The sequence below is a fragment of the Metasolibacillus sp. genome, assembly GCF_025291715.1.
Classification (GTDB): Bacteria; Bacillota; Bacilli; order Bacillales_A; family Planococcaceae; genus Metasolibacillus; species Metasolibacillus louembei.
Map to the genome: position 1 here is coordinate 118715 of NZ_JAMBIZ010000004.1, position 16247 is coordinate 134961.

General features: G+C 39.9%; 18 protein-coding genes. All 18 read right to left on the reverse strand.

The window, feature by feature from the left end; translation table 11 throughout:
• Positions 1-308: 308 nt before the first annotated feature.
• The 18 genes from wecB to M3Z76_RS04575 all read right to left on the reverse strand — a co-directional run bounded on the left by wecB (position 309) and on the right by M3Z76_RS04575 (position 16233).
• The gene (gene wecB / locus M3Z76_RS04490) at positions 309-1421 is read right to left on the reverse strand and encodes a non-hydrolyzing UDP-N-acetylglucosamine 2-epimerase (protein ID WP_293921516.1); all 1113 of its coding nucleotides are present in this window, start codon (positions 1419-1421) and stop codon (positions 309-311) included.
• A gap of 71 nt (positions 1422-1492) precedes the next feature.
• Positions 1493-2122, reverse strand: a complete 630-nt coding sequence (upp, locus tag M3Z76_RS04495; RefSeq protein WP_293921514.1) for a uracil phosphoribosyltransferase — start codon at positions 2120-2122, stop codon at positions 1493-1495.
• Positions 2123-2349: 227 nt separating this feature from the next.
• Positions 2350-3591, reverse strand: coding sequence for a serine hydroxymethyltransferase (glyA, locus tag M3Z76_RS04500; RefSeq protein ID WP_293921512.1), 1242 nt, complete (start codon positions 3589-3591; stop codon positions 2350-2352).
• A 23-nt stretch (positions 3592-3614) separates the two neighbouring features.
• Positions 3615-4160, reverse strand: a complete 546-nt coding sequence (locus M3Z76_RS04505) for a TIGR01440 family protein (RefSeq protein WP_293921510.1) — start codon at positions 4158-4160, stop codon at positions 3615-3617.
• Between the two features lie 3 nt (positions 4161-4163).
• Positions 4164-4601 (reverse strand): ribose 5-phosphate isomerase B, encoded by a 438-nt coding sequence (gene rpiB, locus M3Z76_RS04510; RefSeq protein ID WP_293921508.1) that lies wholly within the window; start codon positions 4599-4601, stop codon positions 4164-4166.
• A 348-nt stretch (positions 4602-4949) separates the two neighbouring features.
• Entirely contained in the window at positions 4950-6248 is a 1299-nt protein-coding gene (locus tag M3Z76_RS04515) for a methyl-accepting chemotaxis protein (protein ID WP_293921506.1), read from the reverse strand.
• The gene (locus M3Z76_RS04520) at positions 6241-6693 is read right to left on the reverse strand and encodes a low molecular weight protein arginine phosphatase (protein ID WP_293921504.1); all 453 of its coding nucleotides are present in this window, start codon (positions 6691-6693) and stop codon (positions 6241-6243) included. Before M3Z76_RS04520 ends, M3Z76_RS04515 begins: the two co-directional genes overlap by 8 nt.
• 25 nt (positions 6694-6718) lie before the next feature.
• The gene (locus tag M3Z76_RS04525) at positions 6719-7213 is read right to left on the reverse strand and encodes a manganese efflux pump (RefSeq protein WP_293921503.1); all 495 of its coding nucleotides are present in this window, start codon (positions 7211-7213) and stop codon (positions 6719-6721) included.
• A gap of 134 nt (positions 7214-7347) precedes the next feature.
• Positions 7348-8394 carry an L-threonylcarbamoyladenylate synthase gene (locus tag M3Z76_RS04530; RefSeq protein WP_293921502.1) on the reverse strand — a complete coding sequence of 349 codons (1047 nt, stop codon included), beginning with the start codon at positions 8392-8394 and terminating at the stop codon, positions 7348-7350.
• Positions 8395-8496: 102 nt separating this feature from the next.
• Positions 8497-9045: a stage II sporulation protein R gene (locus M3Z76_RS04535; protein ID WP_293921501.1), complete on the reverse strand. Its 549-nt coding sequence runs from the start codon at positions 9043-9045 to the stop codon at positions 8497-8499.
• Between the two features lie 44 nt (positions 9046-9089).
• Positions 9090-9953, reverse strand: a complete 864-nt coding sequence (prmC, locus tag M3Z76_RS04540) for a peptide chain release factor N(5)-glutamine methyltransferase (protein ID WP_293921499.1) — start codon at positions 9951-9953, stop codon at positions 9090-9092.
• Positions 9940-11016: a peptide chain release factor 1 gene (gene prfA / locus M3Z76_RS04545; protein WP_293921497.1), complete on the reverse strand. Its 1077-nt coding sequence runs from the start codon at positions 11014-11016 to the stop codon at positions 9940-9942. The genes prmC and prfA overlap by 14 nt, the downstream gene beginning before the upstream one ends.
• 230 nt (positions 11017-11246) lie before the next feature.
• The gene (locus tag M3Z76_RS04550; RefSeq protein ID WP_293921495.1) at positions 11247-11819 is read right to left on the reverse strand and encodes a thymidine kinase; all 573 of its coding nucleotides are present in this window, start codon (positions 11817-11819) and stop codon (positions 11247-11249) included.
• 78 nt (positions 11820-11897) lie between these two features.
• Positions 11898-12101, reverse strand: a complete 204-nt coding sequence (rpmE, locus tag M3Z76_RS04555) for a 50S ribosomal protein L31 (RefSeq protein WP_042470850.1) — start codon at positions 12099-12101, stop codon at positions 11898-11900.
• 148 nt (positions 12102-12249) lie between these two features.
• Positions 12250-13296 (reverse strand): NAD(P)/FAD-dependent oxidoreductase, encoded by a 1047-nt coding sequence (locus M3Z76_RS04560; RefSeq protein WP_293921492.1) that lies wholly within the window; start codon positions 13294-13296, stop codon positions 12250-12252.
• A 27-nt stretch (positions 13297-13323) separates the two neighbouring features.
• Complete coding sequence (locus tag M3Z76_RS04565; protein ID WP_293921491.1) at positions 13324-14358, reverse strand: FecCD family ABC transporter permease; 1035 nt, start codon at positions 14356-14358, stop codon at positions 13324-13326.
• Positions 14355-15401, reverse strand: a complete 1047-nt coding sequence (locus M3Z76_RS04570) for a FecCD family ABC transporter permease (RefSeq protein WP_293921490.1) — start codon at positions 15399-15401, stop codon at positions 14355-14357. The genes M3Z76_RS04565 and M3Z76_RS04570 overlap by 4 nt, the downstream gene beginning before the upstream one ends.
• A 40-nt stretch (positions 15402-15441) precedes the next feature.
• A complete protein-coding gene (locus M3Z76_RS04575; protein WP_293921488.1) occupies positions 15442-16233 on the reverse strand; it encodes an ABC transporter ATP-binding protein in 792 nt (263 codons plus the stop codon).
• Positions 16234-16247: the final 14 nt, after the last annotated feature.

Below are 16247 nucleotides of genomic sequence, written 5' to 3' on the forward strand. Positions count from 1 at the left end.
AAATTTCTACATACGAAAGCTTTAACCTTTATGGATGTGAATCCAGACGCATCAAACTGTTGTAAATTAACAATTGGAATCCAACTGTTAATTCAGTAGAAACTTGATATAATAAGTGATTCAAACTTTGAAACCCTTATCATTCTTACCCTTTGTTAGCATACAATAGGCGATATTTGATGTCAATTAGTAATGGTGAAAAACTTCACAATCCCTCTAATGTTGTCAAATTGTCGACAAATTTGTGAAGAGTGATTTTGTACGTGAAGTTTGTCCCATTTCCTTATATTGAAAAAGTTATTTTAGCATTACTGTTTCGCTAAAAACTCCACAAGTGCTTGCACAATTCGCTCCGATGCATGGCCATCACCATATGGATTAGATGCATGTGCCATCGCATGATAAGCTTCCTTGTCAACAAGCAATTCATTTGCTAAACGATAAATCATGTCTTCATCTGTACCAGCAAGCTTTAATGTACCTGCTGCAATCCCTTCAGGTCGCTCTGTTGTATCACGCAGCACAAGCACCGGTTTGCCTAATGAAGGTGCCTCCTCCTGCACACCACCAGAATCCGTCAAAATCATATATGAACGCGCTGCGATATTATGGAAATCAAATACTTCTAACGGTTCAATTAAATGAATGCGCTCATCATTACCTAGCACATCATTCGCAATTTCACGTACAACTGGATTCATATGAACAGGATAGACAACTTGAATATCGTTATGCTCCGCTAATAAACGTTTAATGGCACGGAACATATTGCGCATTGGCTCACCTAAATTTTCACGGCGATGCGCTGTTAATAAAATCATGCGATCTGCGCCAATTTTTTCGAGCACCGGGTGGCTATATGTTTCGCTAACAGTCGTTTTTAATGCATCAATCGCTGTATTACCTGTTACGAAAATAGCCTCAGCTGGCTTGTTTTCACGCAGTAAATTTTCCTCTGACTGCTTTGTTGGGGCAAAATGTAAATCTGCCATAACCCCCGTTAGCTGACGGTTCATTTCCTCAGGATATGGCGAATATTTTTGTCCTGTTCGAAGACCCGCCTCTACATGTCCAATCGCAATTTGATTGTAAAATGCAGCTAAGCTCCCGATAAACGTAGTCGCGGTATCACCATGCACCAACACGATATCAGGCTTTGCTTCTTTCATGACCGCGTCTAACCCTTGCAAAGCATTTGTCGCTACATCTACAAGCGTTTGGCGATCCTTCATAATGTTTAAATCGTAATCCGGCTTAATTTCAAATGTTTCCAACACTTGATCAAGCATTTGACGATGCTGTGCTGTCACGGTCACAATTGACTCAACTTGCTCATGCTTTTCTAGCTCTAATACAAGCGGTGCCATTTTAATTGCCTCCGGGCGCGTACCGAAAATCGTCATTACTTTAAATTTCGTCATTCCGAATTCTCCAGTCTATAAAAATTAATTTAGGGTGTCTCAAAATTTCTTTTCAGACAACCCCTTCAATTTTATTTTGTACCGAATAAACGGTCTCCCGCATCACCTAATCCAGGTACAATATAGCCATGATCATTTAATTTTTCATCCAATGCTGCAATATAAATATCTACATCGCCATGTACTTTTTGAATTGCCTCTACCCCTTCTGGAGCAGCAATTAAGCACATAAATTTAATATTTTTCGCACCGCGCTTTTTCAAAGAATTAATGGCTTCTACTGCAGAGCCACCAGTTGCTAGCATCGGGTCAACAATAATGAAATCACGCTCCTCAACATCTGCTGGTAGCTTCGCATAATATTCAATCGGCTTTAATGTTTCAGGGTCACGATATAGTCCAATATGCCCTACTTTTGCAGCTGGGATTAAATTTAAAACGCCATCTACCATGCCGATTCCTGCACGCAAAATTGGCACAATAGCTAGTTTTTTACCTGATAAAACTTTTGATTTTGCTGTTGTAACAGGTGTTTCTACTTCAATTTCTTCTAGTGGCATTTCACGCGTAATTTCAAATGCCATTAATGTCGCTACTTCGTCAACAAGCTCACGAAATTCCTTCGTTCCTGTGTTTTTGTCACGAATATACGTTAATTTGTGTTGAATTAATGGATGATCGAATACATATACTTTGCTCATGGCGGCTCTCTCCTAACTATTGTTTATCCTTCATTAGCTTATAATTAATGAAGTTTCACTTTTTCTAAATAAGTATAACAAAAAAAGCCTATGCTGTGTTGTAGAACATGATATCGGCGGGTTTGGATTGTTTATCGGCGATTTTTATAATATATCGGCGTTTCTTTTAAATATATCAGCGACTACCAAAAAGAGCAGCGACAATGATTGTCGTTGCTCTTCTTTCATTACGCATATAATGGGAATTTATCTGTTAACGCTTTTACACGCGCTTTAGCTTCCTCTTGTACAGCTGCATCTTCAACATTTTTTAAGACAGATGCAATGATTAGGCCTACTTCTTTCACGTCTTCCTCTTTGAAGCCACGTGATGTAACAGCAGGTGTACCGATACGAATACCTGATGTCACAAATGGTGATTCAGTGTCATAAGGAATTGTATTTTTATTTGTTGTGATACCAACTGCATCTAATGCATGCTCTGCTACTTTACCTGTTAAACCAAGAGATTTTACATTTAATAGTACGATATGGTTGTCCGTACCGTTAGAAACGATTTCTACACCTTCAGCGATTAATGTTTCTGCTAATACGCGTGCGTTTGCCTTCACTTGCTTTGCATATTCCTTGAATTCTGGTTGTAATGCTTCACCGAATGCTACTGCTTTCGCTGCGATAACATGCATTAATGGACCACCTTGAATTCCTGGGAATACCGACTTATTTAATTTTTGCTCCCACTCCTTTGAAGCTAAAATTAAACCACCGCGTGGACCACGTAATGTTTTGTGCGTTGTAGATGTTACGAAGTCAGCATATGGTACTGGTGATTGGTGCTCACCTGCTGCAACTAAGCCTGCAATATGCGCCATATCTACCATGAAGTATGCACCGATTTCGTCTGCAATTTCACGGAATTTTTTGAAGTCAATTTCGCGTGGATATGCAGATGCACCTGCAACGATTAATTTCGGTTTATGCTCTAAAGCCTTTTGACGAACATCTTCGTAATCGATTACGTGTGTATCTTTCGTTACACCGTACTCTACGAAATTATATAAAATACCAGAGAAGTTTACTGGTGAGCCATGCGTTAAGTGACCGCCATGTGAAAGATTCATACCAAGCACTGTATCGCCTGGCTCTAAAATTGTATGATACACAGCCATATTTGCTTGCGCACCAGAGTGTGGCTGTACGTTTGCGTATTCAGCACCGAATAGCTCTTTAATGCGATCGCGTGCGATATCTTCTACTACATCGACATGCTCACAGCCACCATAGTAGCGTTTGCCTGGGTAGCCTTCTGCATATTTATTCGTTAATACAGAGCCTTGAGCTTCCATTACAGCTTCTGATACGAAGTTTTCAGATGCGATTAGTTCGATGTTCGCTTGCTGACGCTTTTTCTCTGCTAAAATACCATCTAGTACTGCCTTGTCCTGTGCTGCTAACTTTTCAAATGCCATGTAAAATTCCTCCCAAAAGTAAATTATTCATATTGTGCACGCACGCCGCCAATTAGTTTCGGGCGTGTCGTTGCTACTGTTACGACTGCTTCACCTAGTGTTTTCACTGATGTGCGGATTGGAACTGCTACTGCTTTTAAGTGCATGCCTATTAATGTTTGGCCAATATCAATACCTGCATGTGCTTGTACATTTTCCACGACAACTGGCTTGTGCATTTGCGTGTAAGCGTAAGCTGACATCGAGCCACCTGCTGTTTTTACTGGAACAACGTGTACAGGCTCTAGCTGATATTTTTGTGCGGCTGCATATTCAAGTGTTAAAGCACGATTAATATGCTCACAGCCTTGGAAAGCTAAATATAATTGATGGCGTTCAGCAAACTTTTGTAGCTCGGCATAAATTGCTGTTGCTACATCCATCGCCCCTGCTGTTCCGATGGTCTCACCGATTACCTCAGATGTCGAGCAACCAACAACAAATAATTGCTCTGGCTGGAACACTACTTGCTGCTCTAAGTCACTTAACAATGTTGATAGCATTGTCTGTAAATTACTCACATTTGTCATTTATTACACTTCCAGCTCTGAAAGCTTTTCTACGCGGCGTGTATGGCGTCCACCTTCAAATTCAGTGCTTAGCCAAGTTGCTACGATTTCACGCGCTAAACCTGGTCCAATAACGCGTTCGCCCATTGCTAATACATTGGAATCATTATGACAGCGTGTCGCTTTTGCAGAAAATACGTCATGCACTAAAGCGCAACGAATTCCTTTTACTTTGTTTGCTGCGATTGACATGCCAATCCCTGTACCGCAAATTAAAATACCTCGTTCAAATTTTCCAGACGCAACACCTTCAGAAACAGGCTTTGCATAGTCTGGATAATCAACAGATTCATCAGATTGTGGACCGAAATCTTCATAGCTAATGCCTAAGTCATCTAACAGAGACATAATTTCACGGCGTAAATTATTACCGCCATGGTCAGAAGAAATTGCAATTTTCAACGAAGCTCCCTCTTTTCACGATATATTCACCAATAGTGTACCATTTATTCCAGCAGAAAAACATTCTTTTCAACTAGAATAATGAAAGTTTTTTAACAAAACACGAACATTGTATAATTATTATGCTTAAAAGTTCATTTTTTATTCTTTTTCTATACTGATTATCTTCTTGATATTCGTATTTAGAAAATTTACAGAAATTTCTTATGATTAAGCATATGCTTATAGTTATTAGAAATCTCTCTCAATTACGCCCTACAAAGAAAGGGCTCTTCTAAAAATAAATATTAAAAAGAAAACTCGAACAACTTAGTTAGGCTGTTTGAGTTTCCTCTCTGTAATGCTTTTTTATTGTGCGTTGTTTGAGCGATCAAATCGAGCAATTACTTTATATAATTCATTTGATTGTAGCTGAAGATTTTCACATAAGCTTTGCGTCTGTTCAATTTCCATTGCTTGCTCCTCTGTAATCACGCGAACTTCCTGTGCCCCAGCAGATGTTTCCTCTGCAATTGCGGCAACCTCTTGCGACTGCTGTGCCGTTAACTCAATGCTGCCTAGCTGCTGCTGTGTTAATGAAGAAATATCTACTACGGCATGTGCAACTTCCTCCACATTTTGTACCATACTATCAACTGTTGCTGTCGTTTCAGATACACGTGCTGATTCTTGTGTAGCGAATGCAACTTGCCCATTCATCTGCTTCACAACGAGCTCTACATTTTGCTGCATTGCTTGAATAATGCCTGTAATTCCTTGTACTGCCTTCGCACTTTCGTCTGCTAAAATACGAACTTCCTCTGCAACAACAGCAAAGCCTTTCCCATGCTCTCCAGCTCTCGCTGCTTCAATTGACGCATTTAATGCAAGTAAATTCGTTTGTGCTGCAATATCGCCAACTAGTCCGATTATTTGCTCAATTTGCTCCGCATTTTTTTCTAGCTCTTGAATATTACCTAGCGCTTCCTTATTTCCTTGTGCAATTTGTTGAATACTTGTTACAAGACTTTGAATGGCTCCTTTTGTTGCTTCTAAATTATTTAGCATTTGCTTGGAGCCATCTGCAGAATTTGTTGCATGTATATTCACATCAAGTGCCAATTGACGAACATCGACAAGTGCCTCTGCCATTTCCTGAACAGATACAGCTGAAGTTTGTGCCCCCTCTGAAATATGTCCCACTGTTTGTGTTACATCATTCGCTTTGCGTGAGGATGCAGTTGTCAGCTCAGATAGCTCGTTAATTGTGGAATTCGTAATATTGTAGTTATTTTCAATTCCATCTACCATGCCACGTAAATTAACTAGCATATGCTGAAACGCCTCTGCTACTGCACGAATCTCATCATTTGTCTTTGGCATTGTAACATCTTGCCCTATTTTCCCTTCAGCTACCCTTGATGCAGCCTGCTCCAATGATTGTAGCGGACGGACTAAAATAATGCTAAAAATTGCCGCTAAAATACAAGACCAAACGATCCCCGCTATGTATGTACTTATTTGGAAAATTTTACTGTTAATCGATTCGAAAAACATCGGATGGATAAACTCAATAAATACAAAACTAGTAGAATATGTAACAAAGGCCAAAATCCCTACAAATAACACTAACTTTTTGCGTAAATTAAAACGTTTTTCATTATTCACTATTTGTGCCCCCTTCTTGTTTTTGCACTAATTCTTCAATTAAATGCTGTAACTCATAAAATGTTTGCTTATACGTATGCAAGTCTCCGCCAAATGGGTCAGACACGTCTAGTGCTGTATATGGCGTAACATATTCCTTCAACGTATACGTTTTTTGTGCAGCAGCTTCAAAGCTATGAAGTAATAGCTCCTTATGCGCTGTGGTCATCGTTAAAATTACGTCTGCCCATTCAATATCCTCACTTGTTACTTGACGAGAAGTATGACTATGAGGAATATTTTCATCATTTAAAACGCGCTGTGCATTTACAGACATTTCGCCCCCTTCAAGCGCATAAATACCTGCTGAACGGACCGAAACGTTAGAGAGTTGCTTCGCCTTCAAAATTGCTTCCGCCATCGGACTTCTGCAAGTATTCCCTGTACAAACAAAATAAATATTCATCTTTCTCCCACTCTTCCAAAAATACTTAATTCAAAAGTATCACAACACTAATGATTAACAATAATATACCTGCTATCATTTTAAAAATTTGACTGTTGAAAATTGACGTCTTTGCAACAATTAGCGCTATATAGGATAGCAAAAAAGTACCAACTCCAGCACTCAATATAAATAAATACTTTTCTAAATTTAGCATACCAAAAGAAACGCTTGCTGAAAAGCTATCAATGCTCGCCATAATCGCTAAAATCGGCAAGGCAAGTTGCGGGACATGTTGATTTTTAGATGATAAAAGTAATTGAAGTGCTATGCAAAATAATAAAATTGCAGAAAGGTAGGATGCCCATTCTGCCATAAAAATACTAACCCAACTCCCTAATTTAAACCCTAAAAGCGGAAAAAGCATATGCCAAAAAGCCGTCCAAACAGATAGTAAAAAGCGTTGTGAAACAGCTGGCAATAAAATATACAATGCCACAACGTCTAGCGCTAAAATAATGCCGACAATTATTTCCTGCAACGCCATGCCTCCATCATTCATTAATCTTGAAAGCTACGCACGTTGCTTTCACTCTATTTGTATGTGGACAAATTGGTAGCAAGAACTTAATTAAAAGAAAAACCCAAGCCACCTCGATAGCTTGGGAATTGTCTTTAATTTTCAGAATTGTTTGTGTGCCAGGCACCGCCCGCTGCTTTTTCTAAGCGGTTCATGATCGCCACACCTACGCCAACATGTGCAGTTGTTGTTGCCAAAATAATCGTTGCATCCGTTTTATCACATGCACGTAATGCATCATAAAGCGCTACGCTCATTTCCTCAACGTTGCCGTCCTTACCGTATGTAAAGAAATAATTTGCCTTGCTCTCTGCAAAGCTTTCTGATGCTAGTAATGCAACACGATGGCCCTCTGCCTGTAGCTGCTCAATTGCTTGTTGTACTTTTTCAATTGTAGGCTCGATTAGTACAACAGGTGCTTCAGGTGCATAGTGTGTGTACTTCATACCAGGTGCTTTCGGTGCCTCTGTACTTCCCTGCTCATTGTTTGTCGGTTGAATAACTGTCCCGATTACTTTTTCTAGCATTTCCTTTGTAACTCCACCTGGACGTAGTATGACAGGTGGTGTGACAGTGACATCTAGCACTGTTGATTCTAAGCCAACGCCTGTTATTCCACCATCTAAAATACAGGCAATGCGATTTGTCATATCTTCTGCTACGTGCTCTGCCTTTGTGGGTGACGGTTTACCACTTCGATTCGCACTTGGTGCTGCTAACGGCTTTTTGATTTCTTGCAATAAACGTAATGCAACAGGATGGTTAGGTACGCGTAAACCAACTGTAGATAAGCCCGCTTGTACATTTGCGGCAAAAACATTTGGCTTCGCTTCTATAATAAGCGTAAGTGGACCTGGCCAAAATGCATCCATACATTTTTGTGCTACTTCAGATATAGCTGTTACATATTCCTTCGCTTGCTCCTTATTATGAAGATGGACTATTAACGGATTATCGGATGGGCGCCCTTTCGCAGTGAATATTTTTTGTACCGCTTCCTCATCTGTTGCAACAGCACCTAGCCCGTATACCGTTTCTGTTGGAAATGCTACAACTTCACCACTATTTAAAAAATCCACAGCTTGTGTATAAACGCTCGAACTATCCACATTTTTATCCACAATTAAATATTTCGTCTCCATACTGTCACCGCCTTTTATTTCGCTATTTTTATCATAGTTATACACATATTGTTGATAACTTATCGCTAATTGTGTATAAGTTATGCCGACCTGTGAGTAAATTTAGGATAATTTTCGTTTTAACCATTCATAAATGACAAATTTGCGCTTCTCTTCTTTTCGTTCCTCTGGTTTTTCACATGTTTTTGGAAAAGCTGAGCAAAACCAGTTATCTCCTCGTGCCTTCCCTATTGTTAACACAACAGATTGATAGAAATTTTGTGGATAAAAGCTAGCAAATTCATATTTAGGTGGAATTAAGTTATCCCCAATTGAGATATGCACATCGTATTGTGCATAGTTCTTCTCTAATACTTTCTGTAAATCTGCTACTATCAATTCTGTTTGCTGTGTCTCAGCCATTTGCTCAAAAATCGGCTGTACTGCTTGCACAATTTCTTGCTTCAATTGCTGATCCTCTTGTAAATTACTATTTGCCACAACTCTAAATAGCAATGGGCTCGCTTCTTTTTGCTCATGCCAGCCTTCACCAAAATCTACGAAATGCGGTACGGCTACAAATAGTATATAACTAATTAATGCATAGCAAACATAACGGAAAATCATAAAAACACGTGATGGCTTTCTAGCAATATTATAATCTTCTAACATATAAATCCCTCCTTGCCTGTTAGCATAGACAAGGAAAATTCATTTTATTCATCCATTACACAAAAAACCATTCGATCTTTTCCATTAATATCTTTAACGATTTCTACCATCGCCTGTGGAAAATATTGCTGGAAGAAGCTAGCTACTGCTTGTCCTTGTGTATAACCGATTTCCACACCAATTAAAGCTTTCGGGTTCATTAATTCTGGCAATTGCTCCGCTAGTTTACGATACAAAATAAGTCCATCCTCTTCCGCAAAAAGTGCTGTGTGGGGCTCATGCTCAAGCACAACGTCCGACATGTTCTCCGCTTCTTGAAAGGCGATATATGGCGGATTGCTTAATACGACATCCCATTTCTCACATGCGATTGGCTCAGTTAAATCCCCTAAGCGAAAATCAATTTCAGCATGTAATTGTGCTGCATTTTTCCTCGCTGTAGCTAGTGCCTCTGCTGAAATATCTGTTGCTGTTACAGCAAGCTTTGGACATTCAAGCTTCATCGTGACAGCGATGGCTCCGCTACCTGTGCCGATATCAGCTAGTTTAATAGATGCCTCTTTGCCAAACAGCTTATGAATATGCGCCATTGCACCGACAATTAATTCCTCTGTCTCTGGGCGTGGAATTAACACGGACTCATCCACTTGAAAGGTACGTCCATAAAATTCCTCGATACCTGTAATATATTGAATCGGCTTGCCTTCTACGTGCATTTGCAGCATTTCCTCAAATAGAGCTAGCTGCTCCTCCGTCATCTGCTCTTGCATTTGCAGCATTAGCCCCGAATAATTTGTTTGCAGTACATGCTGTAATAATAAGCGTGCTGCTGTTTCCTCTCGACCGTTAGCACTTAAAAAAGAAGAAGCCCGTTGCAGGACTTCAAATACTTTATTATGCATCTTCATTTAATCGAGCTAATTTTGATGCTTGCTCTTCTAAAATAAGCGCATCAATCACTTCATCTAATTTGCCTTCAATAATTTGGTCGAGTTTTTGAATCGTTAAGCCGATGCGGTGATCTGTTACACGATTTTGTGGATAGTTATACGTGCGAATTCGCTCTGAACGATCACCTGTACCTACAGCAGATTTACGAGTTGCATCTACTTCTGCCTGCGCTTCTTGCATATACATATCCGCTACACGTGCACGTAAAATTTTCATTGCCTTTTCACGGTTTTTAATTTGTGAACGCTCATCCTGCATCGATACAACAACACCTGTTGGAATATGTGTCATACGCACAGCAGACATCGTCGTATTAACGGACTGACCACCAGCACCAGACGATGCGAATGTATCAACACGAATATCTTTTTCATGAATTTCTACGTCTACTTCTTCTACCTCTGGTAAACACGCAACTGTTGCTGTTGATGTATGAATTCGTCCTTGTGATTCTGTGGCAGGAACACGTTGAACACGATGTGCACCATTTTCAAATTTAAATTTAGAATAGGCACCTTGACCGTTAATCATAAAGATAACCTCTTTATAACCACCCATCGCATTCGGTGTTGCTTCCATAATATCAATTTTCCAGCCTTGTGTTTCTGCATAGCGAGAATACATGCGGAATAAATCACCCGCAAAAATATTCGCTTCGTCTCCACCAGCGGCACCACGAATTTCCATAATAACGTTTTTAGAATCATTCGGATCTTTCGGAATTAATAAAATGCGAAGACGTTCTTCTAAATCAGGAATTTGATCGTTTAATTCATGGAATTCTTCCTTAACCATTTCTAGCATATCTGGGTCTTTTTCAATTTCTAACATTTCGCGTGCATCTGCAAGCTGCTCTTTGACAGCTTTATATTCACGATAAACATCGACCATTTCTTGAATGTCCGATTGTTCCTTTGAGTAATCACGTAGCTTTTTACTATCACTTACTACGTCTGGATCACTTAATAGTTCATTTAATCTTTCATAACGATCTTCAACTGCCTGTAGACGATCAAACATGATATTTTTCACCTCTGTAATTTTAGTCCTATTATTTATCCCGCATTAACGGACAGTAAGACGCCCACCTCAAAACTAGAGAAAAACAAAAAGGATAGGTGGGCGATAACTGTCCGTAAAAGCCCGATTGGTTCAACTAACAATCAGTGGGGGATGAGGAAAACCCACTGATTGAAGTTTCACTTTATCTTTACTAAGTATAAAGAAATTATGTGGCTCTTGCTACATTTTTAAAGTGGTGGGTTGCTATGGCATTTTCTGCATACTGGATAGTAGGAGTCATTGCCGCCAATTTGAATTTGGTCGCCTGTGTAAACAGGTTTGCCATTATCATCCACGCGCAAATTCATCGTCGCTTTTTTATGGCAGAACCAGCAAATTGTTTTCATTTCTTCAATTTTATCTGCATAAATCAGCATGTAACGGCTGCCTTCAAATAATTCGTTTTGAAAATCATTTTTTAAGCCAAAGCCCATAACAGGGATATTTAATTCATCAACAATTTGCGTTAACTGTAACACATGTTCCTTCGTTAAAAATTGCACTTCGTCGATTAATATACAATATGGCTTTACATCCTGTTTTTTTACGTGTTCATAAATGTTTGTGTCATTAAAAACAGCAATAGCAGGGCTTCGTAAACCGATACGGCTTGATACAACACCTACTTCGTCACGCGTATCAAGACCAGACGTAAAAATAAGCACCGGTTTATTTTGCTCCTCATAATTATGAGCCACTTTTAAAATCTCAATCGATTTTCCGCTGTTCATCGCACCATGTTTAAAAAATAATTGCGCCATTTTCTCCTCCACCTAATAATCATTTTATCTCTCAAAAAATGCCTGCCAGACAAAAACCTGGCAGGCATCTTCAAAATATTATTTGTTAAGACCGTATTTTTTGTTGAAACGATCAACACGTCCGTCAGCAGACGCGAATTTTTGACGACCTGTGTAGAATGGGTGACATTCGTTACAGAACTCGACAACGATTGATTCTTTTACAGAACCAGTTTGGAATGAGTTACCGCAAGAGCAAGTTACTGTTGCAGTTTTGTAATCTGGGTGAATTCCTTGTTTCATATTCGTTTTCTCCTCTCGCCCTGAACCATCTGGAACAGAGTATTATCGAACTGCACCTTACATAGCCCGAATATGTCGGCTACATATGTGCACGTTGCATACCTATGGATTATAGCATAGATTTTCGAGTAATTTCAAGTGAAAAATTTTAACTGCGCACCTCACGGTAGTCGTTATCCTCTAAACCAATACTTTTATTAAGCTCCTTAAAACGGATATTATGTGATGAAACATAGGCTGCTTTCGGCGCATCTGGCTCTATATATAGCTTCGCACTATTTAATGCTAAAATCGCATCAGCAAATGCGCCTGCTATATAGTGTACCTTGCTTGGATGACTAACAAAATCACCTGCTCCATATATGCCTTCAATATTTGTTGCGCGCTTCTCATCGACAATGGCATTGCTATCCTCAATATGTAAGCCCCATTTTTCAAGTGCTCCATAATCGCATTTCAAGCCATGGCTAACAACAACAGCATCGATCTCAAGTCGCTCAATTTCTCCTGTTTCCTTATGTGCAATCGAAACAGCTTGAATTAAATCGCCATCTCCATGAAGCTGCACAACTTCATATGGCGTTTTTACATTTGCTGTTTCACGCATCATCGCAACATTTCGTTCATGCCCACCGAACTCATCTCGTCGATGTACAACGGTCACACTTGAAGCAATCGGTGCTAATTCATTGGCCCAATCGACAGCCGAATTCCCTCCACCTGAAATGAGCACATGTTTATTTCGAAACACTTCAAGCTCCTGCACGGTATAATGTAAATTTGTTACCTCGTATTTATCTGCCCCTTCTATTTCAAGCTTTTGCAATGACAGTACACCATAGCCAACAGCTAAAATAACTGTCTTTGAGTAATGCTTTTCACCTGTGGCAGAAGTTAAAATAAATGTACCATCCGCTTGCCTTTGTAAATGTTCTACTTTTTGATTAAGCACAATCGTTGGGTTGAATGTTTTCGCCTGCTCAACTAATTGTTTAATTAACTGTCCACCTAAAATCGGTGGCATTCCACCAATATCCCAAATCATTTTTTCGGGGAAAATTAATACACGCCCACCTAATTGGTCACTGCACTCAATAATTTTTGTTTTTAAATCGCGCATTCCACTATAAAATGCGGTAAACAGCCCTGCTGGTCCACCGCCAACAATCGTTACATCATACATTTCTTGCGTCATATACTAAACTCCCCATTTCTTGTAGTTTTATTCCTTTAAACGAGCCAATAAATACAGAAAATATGGTGCACCTAAAACAGCGACAACAATGCCCGCTGGAATTTCAGATGGCTCTAAAATTGAACGACCAATCGTATCCGCAAGTAACACTAATAACCCACCTAAGAGTGCCGAAGCAGGCAGTAAAAATTGATGCTTTGCTCCAACAAGCTGACGCGCTAAATGCGGTGCAACTAACCCAACAAATCCGATACCCCCGCTTACTGAAACACTTGCACCCGCTAGTCCAACAGATGCTGCTAGTAGCCATCGACGCTCTTTTTCAATGGAAGCACCTAAACCTACTGCCGTTATTTCACCTAAATTTAAAATATTTAATACGTGAGATTTGGCATAGACAAATGGTAGTAAGACGATGAGCCAAGGCAGTAAAGATAGAACAAAGCGCCAATTTGAGCCCCAAATGCTCCCCGCCAGCCATGTTGCAACAAATTGATAATTTTCCGGCGTTAATCGCAGTGTTAAAACAATCATTGCTGAGCTAATTCCCGCTGCTACTGCAACCCCTGTTAAAATAAGGCGCATCGGTGTAATCCCCTCATGACGTTTATAGGACAACGTATAAATAATAATCGCTGTTAAGCCAGAGCCTATAAAAGCTAATACTGGTAGCAAGTATACTGGTGCAGCCTTTGTTGATGGAAAAAAGGAAATAAACAGCATAACTGCTAGTCCCGCCCCTGCATTAATCCCTAAAATACCCGGGTCTGCTAAGGCATTTCTTGAAATGCCTTGTAAAACAGCTCCTGAAACGGCTAAGCCCATTCCTACTAAAACTGCTATCACAATGCGCGGTAGTCTGAATTCAAATAAAATTAATTGCTGTTGAGCATCACCTTGCCCAAACAATGTGCGAATTACTTCCAGCGGTGTCAGCTTAATAACACCTGTGTTCATGCTAATGACAAAAGTAATTAAAATAAGTACAACTAAAGTTCCTAAAATGATAAAGTTTTTTCTTTTCATCTTTTGTTGGTTTGCTGTTAAGAAGCGATTATTCACAGCTCTTTTCCTCCTTTACGAGCTAAATATAGGAAGAATGGAACTCCGATAAAGGCAATCAACGCTCCAATTGGCGCTTCGTATGGAGGATTGATATTGCGTGCAATAAAGTCCGCTAACACGACAAGCAATGCGCCATACACTAAAGAACAGGAAATAATCCAGCGATAATCATGTCCAACTATGTATCTTGTTAAATGTGGTACAATCAACCCGACAAAGCCTACCGCTCCCACTACCGAAACAGCAGCTCCTGCTAAAATTAAAACAATAATCATTCCCCATATTTTAATGACACCTGTACGTTGCCCAAGCCCAATCGCTATCTCCTCACCTAAGCTAAGCAGTGTAATCGAACGCGATAGAATCAGTGCACCTATCATCGCAGCTAGCAGCCATGGAGATAAAATTTGCAGATGGCTCCATTTTGTACCTGAAACGCCGCCAGCATACCAAAATGCTAAATCTTGCCCTATTCGATAATGTAATGCGATGCCTTCTCCTAATGCACCTAAGAGTGCGCTAACTGCCGCTCCTGCTAACACTAAACGCATAGGCGTTAAGCCACCTTTAGATAGTGAACCAATGCCGTAGACAATGACCACGCCAAGTCCCGCTCCTGCAAAGGACCACATAATTAAGTACATATAAGATAGACCTGGGAAAAAGGCAAAGCAGACAGCTAACATAAATGCGGCTCCTGCATTTAAGCCTAGTAACCCCGAATCAGCTAAAGGATTGCGTGTCATTCCTTGCATAATAGCCCCTGCCACCGCAAAAGCGGACCCTACTAACGCTGCCCCTAGTACACGTGGCAAGCGAATTTCACGAATAATTTGATGCTCTGTTAATTCAGAGGAAAAATTAAAAACAGCCTGCCAAACCATACCTAATGAAATATCTGCGGCACCAAAAGATATAGATAAACCAATTGCAAACACTAAACCTATAATTCCTACAACGATTGCTACAATTGCACGAATTGGATAAGAACGTCTTTGTAGCTCCTGTAATTTTTCAAGCCTTTCGGCTGACGTAGCCATGTGCTTCCTCCTTAAAACAATCCATTGATTGTTCTCATTTCTACTGTTTTTTATACAATTGATAGGACAGACAAATTGGATTATGGCTATAAGGGCATACGGTCATTTCTGCATCAATTTGAAAAACCTTTTGTAGATTTTCCCTTGTCATCACTTCATTTGGGTGACCATTGACAATTAAATCACCGTCTCTCATTGCCACCATAAAATGAGAAAAGCGCGAGGCATGGTTTAAGTCATGTAAAACCATGACAATGGTACGCCCTTCCTCTTCATTAAGCTTTTGCAATAACAAAAGAATATCGAGCTGATGCGCTAAATCTAAATAGGTTGTTGGCTCATCTAACACAAGAATATCTGTCCCTTGTGCCAATGCCATTGCAATCCACACGCGCTGACGTTGCCCACCCGATAAAGCTTCAATCGGTCGATCACAAAATTCACGTAAACCTGTGACATCAATTGCCCAATGAATATATTCATAGTCTTCTTTCTGGAGTGTCCCGAAGCCTGTTTGATGCGGGAAGCGACCATAGGATACGAGTTCAAAAACTGTTAAGCCGTTTGGAGCTGTTGCGGTTTGAGGCAAAATAGCCATTCTTTTCGCAACCTCTTTCGTTTTTAATTGGTAGATGGCTTTGCCATCCAAATAAATTGCGCCATCCTGTGCTCTAAGTATGCGTGCTACAGCCTTCAGTAACGTTGACTTGCCACAGCCATTTGGACCGATAATTGTAGAAATTTTTCCTTTCGGTATTTTGACACTTAAATCATTTACAATGCGCGTTGAAGAGTAACCGACTGCAACATGCTCTATTTCAATGACTGTCATCGTTATTAACTCCT

Excerpts from the sequence above, each read along its gene's own strand:
- M3Z76_RS04535 (WP_293921501.1), bottom strand. The coding sequence starts at position 9,045 with ATGTTAGAAGATTATAATATTGCTAGAAAGCCATCACGTGTTTTTATG.
- M3Z76_RS04550 (WP_293921495.1), bottom strand. The coding sequence starts at position 11,819 with ATGGCGCAATTATTTTTTAAACATGGTGCGATGAACAGCGGAAAATCG.
- prfA (WP_293921497.1), bottom strand. The coding sequence starts at position 11,016 with ATGTTTGATCGTCTACAGGCAGTTGAAGATCGTTATGAAAGATTAAAT.
- M3Z76_RS04520 (WP_293921504.1), bottom strand. The coding sequence starts at position 6,693 with ATGAATATTTATTTTGTTTGTACAGGGAATACTTGCAGAAGTCCGATG.
- upp (WP_293921514.1), bottom strand. The coding sequence starts at position 2,122 with ATGAGCAAAGTATATGTATTCGATCATCCATTAATTCAACACAAATTA.
- M3Z76_RS04575 (WP_293921488.1), bottom strand. The coding sequence starts at position 16,233 with ATGACAGTCATTGAAATAGAGCATGTTGCAGTCGGTTACTCTTCAACG.
- M3Z76_RS04530 (WP_293921502.1), bottom strand. The coding sequence starts at position 8,394 with ATGGAGACGAAATATTTAATTGTGGATAAAAATGTGGATAGTTCGAGC.
- rpmE (WP_042470850.1), bottom strand. The coding sequence starts at position 12,101 with ATGAAACAAGGAATTCACCCAGATTACAAAACTGCAACAGTAACTTGC.
- prmC (WP_293921499.1), bottom strand. The coding sequence starts at position 9,953 with ATGAAGATGCATAATAAAGTATTTGAAGTCCTGCAACGGGCTTCTTCT.
- glyA (WP_293921512.1), bottom strand. The coding sequence starts at position 3,591 with ATGGCATTTGAAAAGTTAGCAGCACAGGACAAGGCAGTACTAGATGGT.
- M3Z76_RS04570 (WP_293921490.1), bottom strand. The coding sequence starts at position 15,401 with ATGGCTACGTCAGCCGAAAGGCTTGAAAAATTACAGGAGCTACAAAGA.
- M3Z76_RS04560 (WP_293921492.1), bottom strand. The coding sequence starts at position 13,296 with ATGACGCAAGAAATGTATGATGTAACGATTGTTGGCGGTGGACCAGCA.
- M3Z76_RS04505 (WP_293921510.1), bottom strand. The coding sequence starts at position 4,160 with ATGACAAATGTGAGTAATTTACAGACAATGCTATCAACATTGTTAAGT.
- wecB (WP_293921516.1), bottom strand. The coding sequence starts at position 1,421 with ATGACGAAATTTAAAGTAATGACGATTTTCGGTACGCGCCCGGAGGCA.